The 15050-nt window shown below is 36.8% G+C and carries 18 protein-coding genes and 1 riboswitch; of the genes, 7 read left to right on the plus strand and 11 right to left on the minus strand.

The window, feature by feature from the left end:
• Window position 1 precedes the first annotated feature (1 nt).
• Both A2U94_RS20720 and A2U94_RS12800 read right to left on the minus strand, forming a co-directional pair.
• Window positions 2–142: a YvrJ family protein gene (locus A2U94_RS20720; protein WP_224840046.1), complete on the minus strand. Its 141-nt coding sequence runs from the start codon at window positions 140–142 to the stop codon at window positions 2–4.
• On the minus strand, window positions 135–743 hold the full coding sequence (locus tag A2U94_RS12800) for a sigma factor-like helix-turn-helix DNA-binding protein (protein WP_025908241.1): 609 nt from the start codon (window positions 741–743) through the stop codon (window positions 135–137). Before A2U94_RS12800 ends, A2U94_RS20720 begins: the two co-directional genes overlap by 8 nt.
• 193 nt (window positions 744–936) lie before the next feature.
• Between A2U94_RS12800 and A2U94_RS12805 the strand changes: the two genes are divergently transcribed.
• Window positions 937–1143, plus strand: a complete 207-nt coding sequence (locus tag A2U94_RS12805) for a hypothetical protein (RefSeq protein ID WP_025908242.1) — start codon at window positions 937–939, stop codon at window positions 1141–1143.
• 26 nt (window positions 1144–1169) lie between these two features.
• Here A2U94_RS12805 and A2U94_RS12810 read toward each other — a convergent pair whose 3' ends face one another.
• The 4 genes from A2U94_RS12810 to A2U94_RS12820 form a co-directional block, all read right to left on the minus strand.
• Window positions 1170–2153 carry a Gfo/Idh/MocA family protein gene (locus A2U94_RS12810; RefSeq protein ID WP_025908243.1) on the minus strand — a complete coding sequence of 328 codons (984 nt, stop codon included), beginning with the start codon at window positions 2151–2153 and terminating at the stop codon, window positions 1170–1172.
• Window positions 2154–2543: 390 nt separating this feature from the next.
• Window positions 2544–2720: a type II toxin-antitoxin system antitoxin gene (locus A2U94_RS20420; protein WP_035320136.1), complete on the minus strand. Its 177-nt coding sequence runs from the start codon at window positions 2718–2720 to the stop codon at window positions 2544–2546.
• Between the two features lie 16 nt (window positions 2721–2736).
• Window positions 2737–3579: an SPFH domain-containing protein gene (locus A2U94_RS12815; RefSeq protein ID WP_025908244.1), complete on the minus strand. Its 843-nt coding sequence runs from the start codon at window positions 3577–3579 to the stop codon at window positions 2737–2739.
• A gap of 351 nt (window positions 3580–3930) precedes the next feature.
• Window positions 3931–4242: a hypothetical protein gene (locus tag A2U94_RS12820; protein ID WP_025908245.1), complete on the minus strand. Its 312-nt coding sequence runs from the start codon at window positions 4240–4242 to the stop codon at window positions 3931–3933.
• Window positions 4243–4472: 230 nt separating this feature from the next.
• On the opposite strand from A2U94_RS12820, the gene A2U94_RS12825 reads away from it, so the two are divergent.
• Window positions 4473–4670, plus strand: coding sequence for a cold-shock protein (locus A2U94_RS12825; protein ID WP_025908246.1), 198 nt, complete (start codon window positions 4473–4475; stop codon window positions 4668–4670).
• A 37-nt stretch (window positions 4671–4707) separates the two neighbouring features.
• On the opposite strand, the gene A2U94_RS12830 is transcribed toward A2U94_RS12825, so the two are convergent.
• From A2U94_RS12830 to A2U94_RS12845, 4 genes are all read right to left on the minus strand, one after another.
• Window positions 4708–6033 (minus strand): amidohydrolase family protein, encoded by a 1326-nt coding sequence (locus A2U94_RS12830; RefSeq protein WP_025908247.1) that lies wholly within the window; start codon window positions 6031–6033, stop codon window positions 4708–4710.
• A gap of 502 nt (window positions 6034–6535) precedes the next feature.
• Window positions 6536–6637, minus strand: a riboswitch (purine riboswitch).
• Window positions 6638–6756: 119 nt separating this feature from the next.
• Window positions 6757–7404 (minus strand): 5,6-dimethylbenzimidazole synthase, encoded by a 648-nt coding sequence (bluB, locus tag A2U94_RS12835; protein ID WP_025908248.1) that lies wholly within the window; start codon window positions 7402–7404, stop codon window positions 6757–6759.
• A 294-nt stretch (window positions 7405–7698) separates the two neighbouring features.
• On the minus strand, window positions 7699–8130 hold the full coding sequence (locus A2U94_RS12840; protein WP_025908249.1) for a hypothetical protein: 432 nt from the start codon (window positions 8128–8130) through the stop codon (window positions 7699–7701).
• Between the two features lie 67 nt (window positions 8131–8197).
• Complete coding sequence (locus A2U94_RS12845) at window positions 8198–8827, minus strand: DUF1643 domain-containing protein (RefSeq protein ID WP_025908250.1); 630 nt, start codon at window positions 8825–8827, stop codon at window positions 8198–8200.
• A gap of 262 nt (window positions 8828–9089) precedes the next feature.
• Here A2U94_RS12845 and A2U94_RS12850 point away from each other — a divergent pair, with 262 nt between their 5' ends.
• A complete protein-coding gene (locus A2U94_RS12850) occupies window positions 9090–10205 on the plus strand; it encodes an IS4 family transposase (protein ID WP_025908118.1) in 1116 nt (371 codons plus the stop codon).
• A gap of 372 nt (window positions 10206–10577) precedes the next feature.
• A complete protein-coding gene (locus A2U94_RS12855; protein ID WP_025908059.1) occupies window positions 10578–11030 on the plus strand; it encodes a hypothetical protein in 453 nt (150 codons plus the stop codon).
• Between the two features lie 26 nt (window positions 11031–11056).
• Here A2U94_RS12855 and A2U94_RS12860 read toward each other — a convergent pair whose 3' ends face one another.
• Window positions 11057–12049, minus strand: coding sequence for an NAD(P)/FAD-dependent oxidoreductase (locus A2U94_RS12860; RefSeq protein WP_025908060.1), 993 nt, complete (start codon window positions 12047–12049; stop codon window positions 11057–11059).
• Window positions 12050–12515: 466 nt separating this feature from the next.
• Here A2U94_RS12860 and A2U94_RS12865 point away from each other — a divergent pair, with 466 nt between their 5' ends.
• The 3 genes from A2U94_RS12865 to spsC all read left to right on the plus strand — a co-directional run bounded on the left by A2U94_RS12865 (window position 12516) and on the right by spsC (window position 14914).
• Window positions 12516–13730 (plus strand): NAD(P)/FAD-dependent oxidoreductase, encoded by a 1215-nt coding sequence (locus tag A2U94_RS12865; protein WP_025908061.1) that lies wholly within the window; start codon window positions 12516–12518, stop codon window positions 13728–13730.
• 126 nt (window positions 13731–13856) lie between these two features.
• Window positions 13857–14180, plus strand: a complete 324-nt coding sequence (locus A2U94_RS12870; protein ID WP_025908062.1) for a YuiB family protein — start codon at window positions 13857–13859, stop codon at window positions 14178–14180.
• 116 nt (window positions 14181–14296) lie between these two features.
• Window positions 14297–14914: a stationary phase survival protein SpsC gene (gene spsC / locus A2U94_RS12875; RefSeq protein WP_025908063.1), complete on the plus strand. Its 618-nt coding sequence runs from the start codon at window positions 14297–14299 to the stop codon at window positions 14912–14914.
• The last annotated feature ends 136 nt before the right edge of the window (window positions 14915–15050 follow it).

Below are 15050 nucleotides of genomic sequence, written 5' to 3' on the forward strand. Positions count from 1 at the left end.
ATCACTTCTTTCTTAAGTCACTTGAAAGATTTTCTATAGTTTCTTCCAGCTGTTTAATATTCGTTTCAACCCTCACTAACAAATAAAACGAGACCACAACAGGAAAGCCAACTTGATTAATAACGGATAACCATTCAACCATGTGCATCCCTTCCTTCTAATTGTTGTTTTAATCGCATAAGTGAGCTCCGATACTTAAATGAAATGGCCTGTGGAGAGACGTGAAAAAAAGAAGCAATTTCACCGTTCGTCCATCCTTCAACAATACGAAAATGCAGAATAAGCTGCTGCTTCCACGGTAAGGATACGAGCGCTTTATAAAGCGCTTCATCTTCGATTTGATTGCTTAAAAATGATCTATTCCACCAGTCCCGATCCACTACACCAAGCGTTTCGCCGTATGTTCGCTGTTCCTCTTTCACAACCGGCTGATCCAAGCTTTTTACATAGTGTGTCTTCTGATAAAGCTGCACTTTATCCCGTACAAAGTGCTTACACAACGTTGAAACATAAGCCAAAAAGCGAATTTCACTGTAAAACTGTTTGAATGCTTCATCTACTAACGACGCATATTGCTCGCTCTTGTGATGAAACGTCATTTGTAATAAGTCGTAGTGACAATCGTTTTTTAAAAAATTTTTTAATAAAGGAGAAGAAAGTGCTGCTCGATGTTTCCAGTAAAATGTAGAAAAAGATGTTTCTAAATACGGGGGGATAAGATGATGTACAGATTGATTAACCATATAAGTAACCTCCTATTTTTTTTAAATATAGTAGATAAAAAGGGGAAAGCTGAGAAAAAAACAACAAAATAAGAACATTTGTTCTTATTTATATTAAAGGATAGGTACACTAAAAGTCAAACTGTGGTTTTAAATCATGTTATTACCAATTAGTTAATCAAATATGTTAATATGGATATAAAAAGGGGTTACAATGACAAAAAATCTATCGTTCATGGGAAAAGTAACATTTTGGATTGGCTTCTTCTTTTTTGTGTTTAGCTTTTCTTCTCTTTTAGGAGATACCGACTTTAAAGAAGTAGTCCCTACTACTTCAATTGGGCTTATATATTTTTTACTTGGTGGCGCTTTGTTACTTGGGAGCCGTTTATTTCAAAAATCAACAAAGAAGCAGAGGTAATTCCCCTGCTCCTTTGTTTGTATCTATTAGTTATCGTTTGGAAAAACAAGTCCCAGCTGACTACGAACCTTGTCCATCACACGCATTGTTGTATATGAATTTTCAAATGAGTTTACAGCTGATTCTGTTTCGCCGCTGTTTAACAAATCAATAAATTCTTTTACTTCATAATACATTGGCGGATGGCTTTGCTCGACTGTGAGTTCTTCTACCGACCCATCGTTGTAGCGAATTTCTACCTTTTCAGCAGTATGAATTTTATCGATAATCATGCTTCCTTTTTCACCTTGAATTTCGCTTGGCAGGTGTGAGTTTGTGATTTTAGAGTACATCACAACAGCGTCTTTATCATCATATGATAGAGCTACAGTACCTTCTCCATCAACACCTGACTCCAGCATCACTCCGGTTGCCTTAACTTCTTTTGGAGCACCGAATAATGCAATCAGCGGATATAAGCAGTATACGCCCAAGTCCATAAGAGAACCGTTGGCGAATTTAGGGTTAAAAGCGTTTAGCACAATGCCTTCCTTGTATTTATCATAACGAGAAGAGTATTGGCAGTAGCTCGCAAAGTAGCGACGAACGGGACCAATTTTATGTAGATTTTCTGCAATGACTTTAAAGTTCGGAAGAAGCGTAGATTTCATTGCTTCCATTAATAAAACATTGTTGTTTTTTGCAGCTTGAATCATTTGCGTTACTTCCGTAGAATTGGCTGCAAGCGGTTTTTCACATAGAACATGCTTGCCGTTCTTCATGAATAGAATTGCTTGTTCAGCGTGATACGTATTAGGTGACGCAATGTAAACAGCATCGAGTTGATCGCTCGTAGCCATTTCTTCCAAGTTAGTAAACGTTGTGGTTACGTTGTATTTAGAAGCAAATTCCTGTGCGCGCTCTTCTGTTCTTGAGTACACAGCGGTTAATTTGAAGTCTTCTACGTGACTTGCTGCTTCTAATAATGATTCTGTAATCCAGTTTGTTCCGATGACGCCAAAACGAATCATTTTATTCACTCCTTTTTTACATATACGTCCTATTGTAGCCTGATTCAAATTAAAAGTGCAATGATATCGTTTTAATATTTCACATTGAGAAGAATATAACTTTCTTTTCATATTTATAAAACATTCTCTTTGCTCGGTGTGATTTCCATTTCAGATTGTTCCCTTTCCGCAGAGCGAGCGCTGAGCTTCCTCGTATACTGCGGGGTCTCAGCTGTCTCACTAGTCCCGCAGGAGTGGCTCATCCTTCATTTCAATCATGAGGCTTTTGAATAAGACAAATCTTTAATGTGATTACTCTCTCCACTTCCCATGATATCCTGATCTTTATGTTCACTAACACGTACTTTTCCTTTACATACGAAAAAAGCAAGTTGGCATATCGCCAGCTTGCTAGGTTTCGTCACTTTGTTCTTTTCGCTTACTGAGTCGTCCTTCTTTACGCACAGCTTCACGGAGTAAAAATTCAATGTGTCCGTTGACGCTTCGAAATTCATCTTGTGCCCAGCGCTCTAATAGCTTATAGAGCTCAGGGTCAATTCGCAGTGGGAAACTTTTCTTTTTTGCCATTCCTTCTCACAACCAATTAGTATAAGCTACCTGTATTCACCACAGGCTGTGTTCCTCGATCTGAAATAATTGCGATCATCAAATTGTTGACCATATTGACTTTACGCTCTTCATCTAAATCTAGTATACCATCTTGTTCTAATTGCTCAACTGCCATTTGTGCCATTGAAACTGCACCTTCAACAATTTTCTTACGGGCTGATAAAATAGCTGTTGCCTGCTGCCTTTGTAGCATGGCGCTTGCAATTTCTGTTGAATATGCTAAGTGCGTTAAGCGCGCTTCAATAACTTCTACACCAGCAACCTCAAGACGATCTTGCAGCTCTTTTGCTAATTCATCAGAAATTTCATCTGCATTTCCACGAAGCGTAAGCTCTACGTTTTCAAACGTATCGTAAGGATAACGCGTCGCTACTGCTCGAATCGCTGTTTCACTTTGAATCGCCACAAACTCTTCATACGAATCTACATCAAACACTGCTTTGGCAGAGTCTACTACTTTAAAAACAACAACTGCGGCAATCTCAATTGGGTTTCCTTCTACATCATTTACTTTTAACTTTTTACTATTAAAATTTCGAACTCGTAATGAGATGGTACGTCTAATTGTTAGCGGAACGGTTACGAACAAACCGCTGTTACGAATGCTTCCTAAGTATTTTCCAAAGAAAATAACAACTTGAGATTGATTCGGCTGTACAACCGTCACACCGGAAGCTAACAATCCACCAATAGCAATAAGCGGAAGTCCTATAAGCGGCACTTCTTGAATGAGCATAAAAACACCGCCAATGATGGCTACTAAAATCAACAGAATGCCCACAAAACCATTTAAAATCCACGCTTGACGCTCCTGCAAAGTAATCTCCCCTTTGTAATTATATCTTTTTCATATTATTATGATATCACTTTTAGAAATAAATGTAAATATAAAACTGGATAATCTAGCCTATCCTAAAAAATGCTAAGCTCTCTAAATTTAAGGAATGGATATCCTTCAGCAACATTGTTTTCACAGTCAATAAAAAACCTGAACGATTAAAGCTGAATTACTTATGTCCCAGCCTCATTATATGTATATAAAAATTATCGTTTATGCACTTTTTTTATACATCCGTGATTTAACAGGCTTTCTTATCAAGAAATAAGGGTTCCCTATGAATAAAAAGCAACGTATTTATACATTAAAATAATTAATTTCTATATTCTCTTATACATCATTTCCTATTAAGCCATTCGTAATTTTTCTAAAAGCCAAATGCATCCATTTAATTGCAGCTGTCATGACAACAATGACCATGATAATTTTAATAACCATTTGAATGAATCCATTTTCAATATAATTTTGCAGCATCTGACTACCGATATAAAAGCAACCGACTGCAAATCCAATGGTCATGATAAAAGTGGCAGCAATTCCAATACGCTGTTGCCAAGTTAGCTTTTCCACCACTTCTCGATTTGCCACGACAACATAAATTAAAACAAAAATAAATATTAATAGAGAAAACAAGTCTTCCATTCTAGTCGCCTCCCCTTCTTTATCCAAATTGTAACATATTAAGTTCTTTTTTGAAGTTAACATAGTTTTTTTCGAAAAAAAGGTTTCTTTTTAAAGAAAAAGTGTTATACTAGGTATATTATTTCTTGTTCGGTGTTAGAAATAGAAAGACTTTCTTTAAAGTGATTTTTATTGAAATTGAGCAGAGATAGTAATATATTCGTGGATTGTTCCACACAGGAGGTACTACAATGGTACAAGGTAAAGTAAAATGGTTTAATGCAGAAAAAGGTTTTGGATTCATCGAAGTTGAAGGTCAAGACGATGTATTCGTACACTTCTCAGCTATCCAAGGCGACGGTTTCAAAACACTTGAAGAAGGTCAAGACGTATCATTTGAAATCGAACAAGGCGCTCGTGGACCACAAGCTGCTAACGTTCAAAAGTAATAATTTAGAAGCACTCACTCTGTGAGTGCTTCTTTTTTTATCCAATTAATAGCTGATTCTCTTTCCAAAGAGCTGTCAAATTATGATCAGCTAAGCGTTGATGTGTCTCCTTCACACTAACCCACCGTTTTTGAACATAAACAAAACGTGTCTCTGGAATTTCAGTCCATATCTCTGGCATTGACTGCACGTTTAAAAGTACGAAGTTTGCTTCATTTCCCTCTTCAATTCCATATTTCCTTTTTCCAATTAATCTTGCTGGAATACTAGTAATCATTCGAAGAAGCTGCTTTTGTTCTTCGGGACTCCCCATGTGAGCAACATATCCTGTTAACAAGCCAATTTGTAATAAGTCGGCTTTTCCAAACGGATGAAACGGATCATGAACGTTATCTGAAGCGGTCGCTACGGGAATAGCTGACTTTTGAAGTTCCTTAATTCGCGTTACTCCTCTTCGAATAATTCCTCGGTCTTCACGCCCTTGTAAATAAAGGTTCGCAGCCGGAAGCGTTACGGCCCCAATGTTAGCATCACGCATTAAAGTTAAAATTTTCTGAACTTTTTCTTCGTCCATTCCTGCTAATGAACATAGGTGACCAGCTACTACTTTTCCCTCCATCTTATGAGCAATGGTTTGCTCTGCCAAATAAATGATCGTGTCGATATTAGGGTTATCACTTTCGTCAATATGCAAATCCAATGGCAAATCATACTTTTTAGCGAGAGTAAACAAGGCATCTATATCTTCGTTAGGATGACTAGCTAAATGAGGGCAGCCTCCAATTGCATCAATTCCCAACTCTGCTGCTCTCTCAACTTTTCTCATAATATAGTCATCATGTGTGTTTACCGACCCAAACAATGGAACAAGCTGAATTTCCATATATGGACTGAGCTCATCTCGTGCATCTGCTGCTGCTTGAAGCCCTCTAAATAGAATATCTTCTTCTAATAAACAATTAAAATCGATATGTGTGCGAATAGCTGTCGTTCCATTTGCTAATGCCTGTAGTGCTGTTTTTACAATACGCTGTCTAATTTCTTCTTCAGAAAACAACGCAATGCTAGACGCATAGTTTTCAACTGCTTCAGATAGTGTACCAGAAAGGTTGGGCACTTGAGGTAAAGAGTGCGCTTTATCCAAATGCATGTGCATATCTACAAAACCAGGTAGCATAACTCTCCCTTGAGCGTCTAAAGCCGTTTCTTTCCCCAAAACATCTGCGTGCAGCTCTTCAAACTCATCATCTTCCATATAGCCGTTTTGTAACACAATTGAGGTATATATTCCATCTGTAATTTTCACTTCAAAAAGTGCGTGATCATGAATTAGCGGTAAGCGGACGTTAACCAAATGTAACAACCTTAACCCTCTCCTCTATAATCTTTTCTTTTTTTGCAAGCGATACTATTCCTTCAGCCTATCGGGGAGCTGAAGCTCTTGTTTGCACTAATTCGCTAAATTACCTAAAATACCTTCTTTTTCTTTCAATAAATCGGTTGATTACTCGACAAATTTAAGCAAAAAAAGAAGCAGTGTCCCCACACTGCTTACACAAAGAAAATGCTAGAAAATAGATAAATGTACTTCCAATGGTTAATGAGGGCTTGCAGAAATGCTAAAGCGTGTAGCTTCGTCTCCCTCCGCTAGCTTGTCTCCCCAGAAAGCTAGCGGCACACCCAACGACAAGCATACACAATAGATACAATAAGAAAAAGCCCAAAGCAAAGGTAGGCATCTCATAATAGATGAGCAAAAACCTACCCGCCTGGGCTTTTATCCCTTCGGTGTCATGCCGTTCTGTCGAAAACATTAAGCATGTAAATCGCTTGGACCAGACCTTTTCATGATGAAAAGCGGGAACCTAGATTTACTTTTTACTCATAGTCTTGTTATTTACGGTAACAAGGTAGAAACGTTCGATCCATATTATCAAACATATATGAGTGACCGTATTCAGCTTTTTCTTGATATAAAGATACCTCGTTTCGACATGCTTGTCAATAATAAAAACGAATATTTTAATTCACAATTAGTAATTCGTTCGTTTTTTATGTAAACTCAACTAGTTTTGGGGCAATTAATTTATTTGCTTTTCTCTCCCCACACATCTTCATAAATGAGATGTTCTAAAGAGCGGCGCTGAGCCCAATTCGCTTGCTCTAAAATCGGTTTTTCTGGATAATTTTCCGTATATCCGACGGACATGAGGGCTACAGGATCAATATGCGGTGGAATATTTAAAATGTCTCGCACATCATTTTTCTTATAAAAGCTCACCCATCCCATCGCAAGTCCCTCAGCGTAAGCAGCAAGCCACATGTTTTGAATGGCACAGGCCGTTGACATAATATCCGTCTCAGGTATTGAGTTGCGTCCTAGAACATGGGAACCGCCTCGCGTTGGGTCACATGTTACGCAAATCGTAAGCGGCGCTTCTTTCAGCCCTTGAATTTTCAACTCTAAAAATTTTTTTTCCTTTTGGCCTTCATAATGAATAGCTAATGCTCGCCTCTCCTTGTCAGCTGCCCACGCTAATTTTTCTTTTACGCTATCAGATGAAATTAAAATAAAATTCCAAGGCTGCATAAACCCGACAGATGGACCGTGGTGAGCAGCATTTAAAATACGATTGATTTTTTCTTCTGATACTTCTTTAGATAAAAACGTTCGAACATCTCGTCGACCATAAATAGCTTTATACACTGCTTCTTTTTCTTCATGATTAAGCATAACTTTTTCACCTCAATTTTTTAACCAGGGTATGTCAATCTATGGATATTTAAGTCCTACTAGATGAAAATACAATAAGGAGTGTGATACAAATTCGTGCATTAGCGTTCCTTTTTGACCCAGTAAGCAAGTAACCCCATCTAATCGGCTAATAAATAAAGCACAAAGGAAAAGGTAACTATCATTACCATCACCTTCATGCTTTAGATGATTACCTATACCGTTGTAACGACTTCTCTATTCAGAAAGTTCTTTATTTTCCCATTCTAACATGCAGTATTTTATTTGTATATACTATTGTTTGACACTGCAAATATACAAAAATGCTTGGAGTTCACACTGCATTTGCTTTAAGTGTGGCATGGCTTTTTGCAATAACTTTTCATGTTGTTTCTTATAGCTTTCAAACAACATTTTTTCAACCTTCACCTTTTCTTCATACAGAACATCTATTTTCTCTTCATTTCCCTCCAAAGAGATTGGATTCAGCATGGCAAGATCATAAATAGGTTGTCCATATTCTAATTTATTTAAAATGGAGCGTAATAACGCTTCATCATGAACATCTAATTCATATAAATAGTTTAGTAAACTTCCAAGTTCATCAATTATAGTTAAATCGAGTTCTGCCTTCTGGACATTCGCGCCTTCTACATATTGAAAGCAAGTTGTATTAACAGTTTCATATAACGTTTCCACCCTTTTGAGCGCTTCATCAATTGTCATGTAATGACCTCCTATACAGCATGGTTCATACAATTCTATGATGCAAGAGTTCATTTCATTACGTTCCTCAGCGGAAAATATCGATAATTTCTTCAATAACAGCAGCAGGATCTTCTTCTTGGGCAAATGACTTTATTTCAGTAAATGTAGGCTCAGAAAATTGATTATTTACCTCTTCAATATATGAGTAAACCTCTTTTGTTTCTTTCTCATTGTCTGAGAAAGACCATCTCTGCAGTTCAAAACCTTCCGAAGCATCTTCAACAGCTATAGGGCAACCGTTATCGGTCATTCCAAAACAGTACATCGGAGTCTTTCCACTTGTACAGATATCCTCTTGCCTGTTATGAATCTCGCCTTTATCTCCCCAGGCGGCAATTACTAAATGTGCACGATTAACCGCTTGAGTCAGATATTGGTTCGTTCCAATTCCAACGGCTTCCTGCTTTGAGAGTTTCGCTAATAATGTCTCATCTTCAGCTTGATAGCTAAACAAATAGACAATTTCTAACGAACCAAAGCCCCACCGTTGTGCTAACTGCATACATTTCTTTAGTTCCTCTTCACTTTGTTGAGTGCCTGTATTCATTGGAGATGACAAGATGAACGTTACGGTTCGATCATTTTTTTCACTCCAAGCTACTTTAAAAGAATATTGATATATTCCCTCTTCATCAAATATCGCTTCTCTTTTCACTTCCTAATCACCCTCTTCTCTATCATTTCATTCTATATGTATTTTGAAATAACAAAGGCATGACAACTTTTCTGTCTTTTCGGAAAAAATTATTTCCTCTTCTCATACATGCATTTTACAGCACTAGTGTTGCATTAATTTAAATTAACTATTAAAAAGACTCAAAATCTTCAATTTTATTATTTTAGGCAAACAAAAAGTCCTTTATAATGGAAATAGATGGTGGTAACCCGTCCAAATCCACTAATAAAGGACCAAACTTATGGACAAGATTACACGAAAAACTTCATTTGGACAATGGTTTTCACCAATTAATCTTCAATTATTAGAAGATAACGTGAAAACATTGAAATTAGATTACTATACGAAAAAATTAACGACAGAATCATTCCTTAAATTATTACTTTTTGCACAGCTAGTAGAAATTGAAAGTCTACATGCATTGGGCGATAGCCTTTTCGATGACCACCTTCAAAATGGAGTCGACCTTGATTCAATTAGTATTTCTCAGCTATCACGGCGATTAAATGGCATGAACCCCGATATATTTCAAATGCTTTTCCTTGATTTAGTCGGGCAAATTCATGCTAAAACACACTATACAAAGCTGGTCATGCCGTTAAAAATCATTGATTCAAGCACGTTACCACTAAATTTGACCAATCATAAATGGGCAAAGTTCCGCAAAACAAAGGCGGGTGTAAAGTTGCATTTACGCCTTGTATTTATGGAAAAAGGAACTTCCTATCCAGAAAAGGCTGTGATAACAACTGCGAATGAACATGATCGTGGTCAGCTTGAAATCATGGTGGACGACAAAAAATGCATGTATGTGTTTGACCGTGGCTATCTGGACTACGAACGCTTTGATCGTATGACAGATGATGGGTACTTTTTTCTTTCAAGGCTACGAAAAAACGCAGTCATACGGGAGGTTTATAATTTTAAACTACCCGAGGATTCAGCTGTCTTATCGGATCAAATGGTCTTGATTGGTACAACTCAAAACCGAGCTGAAAACTACTTTCGCCTTCTAAAAGTAATAGATTCAAAAGGAAATGTACTCCATTTAATCACGAATCGTTTTGATTTGAGTGCCGAAGAAATTTCAGAGATGTATAAATCACGCTGGGCCATTGAGCTATTTTTTAAGTGGATCAAACAACATCTCAATATTAAAAAGTTCTACGGACAAAGTGAATGGGCCATTCAAAACCAAGTGTTTATCGCACTGATTGTTTTTTGCCTAAATGTAATTGCGCAAATCGAAACAAAAAGTAAGCGAAAAACGCTACAGATTAGCCGTTTTTTAAGGGCTTCGTTATGGAAACCGGCACATATCTGGATACGAAAGATTAAAGGAAAAACCGTTCCTTAAAAATAAATTGTCGTCGTCGCACAAGTCTAATTGTACATAATTTCCAAATGGATGGAGCCACCTTTAATAAGGTATTTACTTTTTTGGCTCTAAACAGGAAAAAACATTAAACTGAAAATTGCGTCAACATTTATGCAACACTAGTGTTATCATATATATAAAAGGGTTCGTTTTCTATATGATTGTTAGAAGTTCTGACGCATTATATGAAAAGCAACAAGTATATTTACAATGAATAAGGTATAAAATGAAATGAATGTGACAAAACATAACTTGATATGTTATTTTAATTGACTCAATTATCAGAATTATTTATAATTTTACATATAAAATCCGATTTTATTTAGACTGGCTTTTAAGGAGGTGCGAAGTTTGGTAGAAGAAAACAATACACTACGAACAAATGCTTATAGCTACGGGGCTTTTTTTAGAAAAAATCGCTTAATGCAAATGATTCAACAACTAACTGCATGGTTTATTCCGATGAAATCTCAGAAGCAAGATAAAATTGAATCAATGATTTTTATCCAACATATCCCCACATCATTGCCAATAAAGACTACACCCCTACTTTTAGATTCCAACAAACAGTTAGCAATTCTATATTCAGATACTCAAGAACAAGAAGCGGCACAGCTGATTTTTCAAAGTGTGGGATCGCCGTTTAACCTGTTGCCGTATCACGATTATATAAGTAGGTTGAAGAACTATGAGGTATCAACAAATCTAATTCATCCAGAAGAGTTTAAATATGAGGTTAAGTTAAAGACGAAAGATAAAAAAGGACTACATGTACTAGCGGAAGCCCTAAAAAAAAGCGAATAACCATTCAATGGTCATTCGCTTTTTTATTAAGAAAACATTGATGTACTATGCATTGGCTGTAGGCGAGCTTTTGGATCAATGTATGCTTTTGCATTGTTAACGGCCGTAGGGCCTTCGCCGAATCCAGCAACAATTAGTTTCACCTTTCCTTCATATGTACAAATATCTCCAGCTGCATAAATTCCAGGAATATTTGTTTCTTGCTTGGAGTTAACGACAATTGTATTCTTTTCTAATTCTAACTCCCATTCTTTAATTGGACCTAGCGATGAAACAAAGCCAAAGTTCACAATGACGTCATCAACATCTACCACAATTTTTTCTTCACCTTTGGTATTTTCAAGAACGACTTGTGTAATTCGATCTTTACCAATAAATTCTACGGGGATGTATGGTGTTTTAATATCCACTTTGGAGTTTTTTAATTGTTCTACGCTGTGCTCGTGCGCACGGAATTTATCACGTCTGTGTGTCAGAGTAACTTGCTCTGCAATTGGTTCAAGCATTAATGACCAATCTACTGCAGAATCACCGCCGCCACATACTAATACCTTGCGTCCTTTAAACACATTCATATCATCAACGAAATAATGTAAGTTTGCTTTCTCAAATTGCTCTGCATTCTCTAGCTCGATTTTACGAGGTTTAAAAGCACCGTTTCCAGCTGTGATAATAATTGTTTTTGAATAATGAACTTCTGAATTAGTCGTCAATCGAAAAACACCGTCCGCTTGCTTTTCTACTTTTTCAACTGCTTGTTCTAGCGCAACAGTTGGGTTAAACTGCTTCATTTGTTCTTTTAAATTATTAACAAGCTCTTGTGCACGAATTTTTGGGAATCCAGCAACATCATAAATATATTTTTCAGGGTATAAAGCGGAAAGTTGGCCTCCTAATTGAGGTAGGCTCTCAATAATTTTTACACTAGCTTGGCGCATTCCACCGTAAAATGCAGTAAATAGGCCTGTAGGACCGCCACCAATAATGGTGATATCGTATACTTGTTTATCTTCTTTCATGATTTAGTCACCTCATTCGTTAATTTAGGTTAAAGAAGTCTACTGTTATGATAGCACAATTAAAAGATAAAAATTTATTATAAAGTACTGACGAAGAAAGAAAACTTTTTAACCCTTTTCATACATATGGAAAAAGAAGAAAACAATTTAATAAAATTTCCATTATAGTGAAGAGAGTGAAAATTAAAAAGCTTATAAATCAATGAATAGGTATTGAAAAATAGCTTAAAAAAGCATAATATGTTTCTAGATATAATATCGTTTCAGTAAGGTTTTAGTACGTCATCTTACGTGAAATGATTCACAAACTATATGGAATACAATAAGGTAAAACCGGGAAAAGAAATGGATAGTAACAGCTTTTCTTGTTTACACTAACATAAAAAAGTAGACCTTATTTATAACTTTATGACTTTTAACACAAATATTTGATAACTCTAAACTAAAAAAGGTGGATGACCATTCAATGAAAAAGCCAAAAATTGTTGTCTTAGGTGCTGGCTACGGTGGGATTATGACAACCGTTCATTTACAAAAGAAATTAGGTACCAACGACGCGGAGATTACGCTCGTTAATAAAAATGATTACCATTATGAAACAACATGGTTACATGAGGTTTCAGCAGGTACATTACATCACGACCGTTCAAGGTTTCCGGTGAAAAGTTTAATTAATACGGGAAAAGTAAACTTTGTAAAAGACACTGTAATGGACATTAATACTGCAGAAAAACGTGTTATTTTAGAAAACAGTGAACTCGAGTATGATTATCTAGTTGTTGGATTAGGGTATGAATCTGAAACCTTCGGAATTAAAGGGTTAAAAGAATATGCATTCTCAATTGCTAATATTAATGCTGCACGTCAAATTCGCGAACATATTGATTACGTATTTGCAACGTACAATAATGAACCTGTAAAGCGCGATGAGTTATTAACAATCGTTGTTGGCGGTGCAGGATTTACTGGAATTGAGTTTGTTGGTGAGTTGGCAAACCGCGTTCCTCAGCTATGTAAAGAATTTGATATTCCACGCGAAAAAGTCCGCATTATCTGTGTAGAAGCTGCACCAACGGCTTTACCAGGTTTTGATCCAGAACTGGTTGAATATGCGGTGACACAACTTGAGAGAAAAGGTGTCGAATTCAAAATCGGTACAGCAATCAAGGAATGTACAGAAGAAGGCATCTTAGTTGAAAAAGATGATCAAGTTGAAGAAATTAAATCAGCAACCGTTGTATGGGCAGCCGGAGTTCGAGGAAGTCATATTATTGAAAAAGCAGGGTTTGAAAATAACCGTTGTCGCGTTAAGGTAAGCAACTCTCTGTTAGCGCCAAGCCATGAGGATGTATTTATCGTAGGAGACTGCTCGTTTATGATCAATCCTGAAAACGACCGTCCTTACCCACCAACAGCTCAGGTAGCTATGCAGCAGGGTGAGACATGTGCAGAAAATATCGCACGCTTAATTCGTGGCGAAAAAGAGCTTAAAGAATTTAAAGCAGATCTAAAAGGTACGGTATGTTCTTTAGGACATGATGATGCAATTGGAGTTGTGTATGGCCGTAAATTATTTGGTTCAAGCGCATCATTTATGAAAAAAGTTGTTGATAACCGCTCTTTATTCCTACAGGGTGGAGTAGGTTTAGTTCTTAAAAAAGGGAAATTTAATTTCTTCTAATAAATTGGTGAAAGGAGATTCTGGGGAATCTCCTTTTTTATGTGTAATAAACGAAAAATTCTGTTATTGACGCTGTTTGTGGACTTAAGTACACTTAAAGAAAGAAGGACGGGGAGATGGGTCAAAATGGCAATGAGTGTACCAGAATTAATTATTTCGATGCTGTTATTTTTTGTTTTGTTTTTTGGAATCGGTTTCTTATTGAATATGCTCTTAAGAATGTCGTGGATTATGGCAATTACGTACCCAATTATTGTGATTTTGATTGTGGATGAAGTACGAGCAGCCAAATATGTCCAAGAGCCGTTAGCATCAGTGGCTCAGCTAGGTGAACGATTTCTGTCATTAGCAACTGCAGATATCGTGATTTTGCTATCTGGTTTTCTAGGTGCTCTTATGGCAGGGGTAGCAATCAAAATGCTTAGAGTAAGAGGATACCAAATGTTTTAAGCATGTATTATTGAAAGAACTCCTTCTCATGAGAAAGGGGTTTTTGCTCTTTCTACGCATAATTTGACTTTCCTTTGGAAACAAATAGATTCGTGGGAGGAGTTGGAAAGAGTCAAATGATTAAAACACTAATAAAGCGTATTGTCATGTCTTTACTTGTTGTAGGGGCATTGCTGACAACCTATGAAGCTGTCACAGGAGTACCCGTTACCGTCTTGTTTAAAAGTCTGTTATGGGCTGATTCTACAACTGTTAATCATAGTCTTCGAGTGAATGCTTCTGAGAAGGAAGCATTAGAAATTGAAGAAGCTTTTGATTGGTCAGCTTACCCAAGTCATATCGTATTAGCGACAGGGTATACAGCAGGATATGAATCAACAGGTAAAAATCCTACAGATCCAAGTTACGGAATCACATATTCAGGTGTAAAAGTAAAACGAGACTTATATTCGACAATCGCTGCAGACTTATCAATATTTCCAATTGGTACGATTTTATTTATTCCTGGATACGGATATGGTGTCGTAGCGGATAAAGGTGGAGCAATTAAAGGTAATCATTTAGATTTATATTTTGAAACAGTAGATGATGTTTACGAGATGTGGGGTAAAAAGGAGCTTAGCGTGTACGTAGTTGAAAAAGGGAAGGGAACCTTGTCTGAACAACAGTTAACCGCGCTTAATGAAAACAAATCGATGCAGGTATTTAGGCAAAAAGTTAATTCAGTTCGCTAGAGACTGAGACATAAGTAGTTCAGCCTCTAGTATACCTGAACGATTGAGAGTTCATAACTTTTAATCGTTCAGGTTTTTTGGTTGATTGTGAAAACAATGTTGGAAACAGGGTGGAATGGAGCGTAGGACACTCGAC

The sequence above is a fragment of the Bacillus sp. VT 712 genome (assembly GCF_001614195.1).
Lineage (GTDB): Bacteria > Bacillota > Bacilli > Bacillales > Bacillaceae_H > Priestia > Priestia flexa.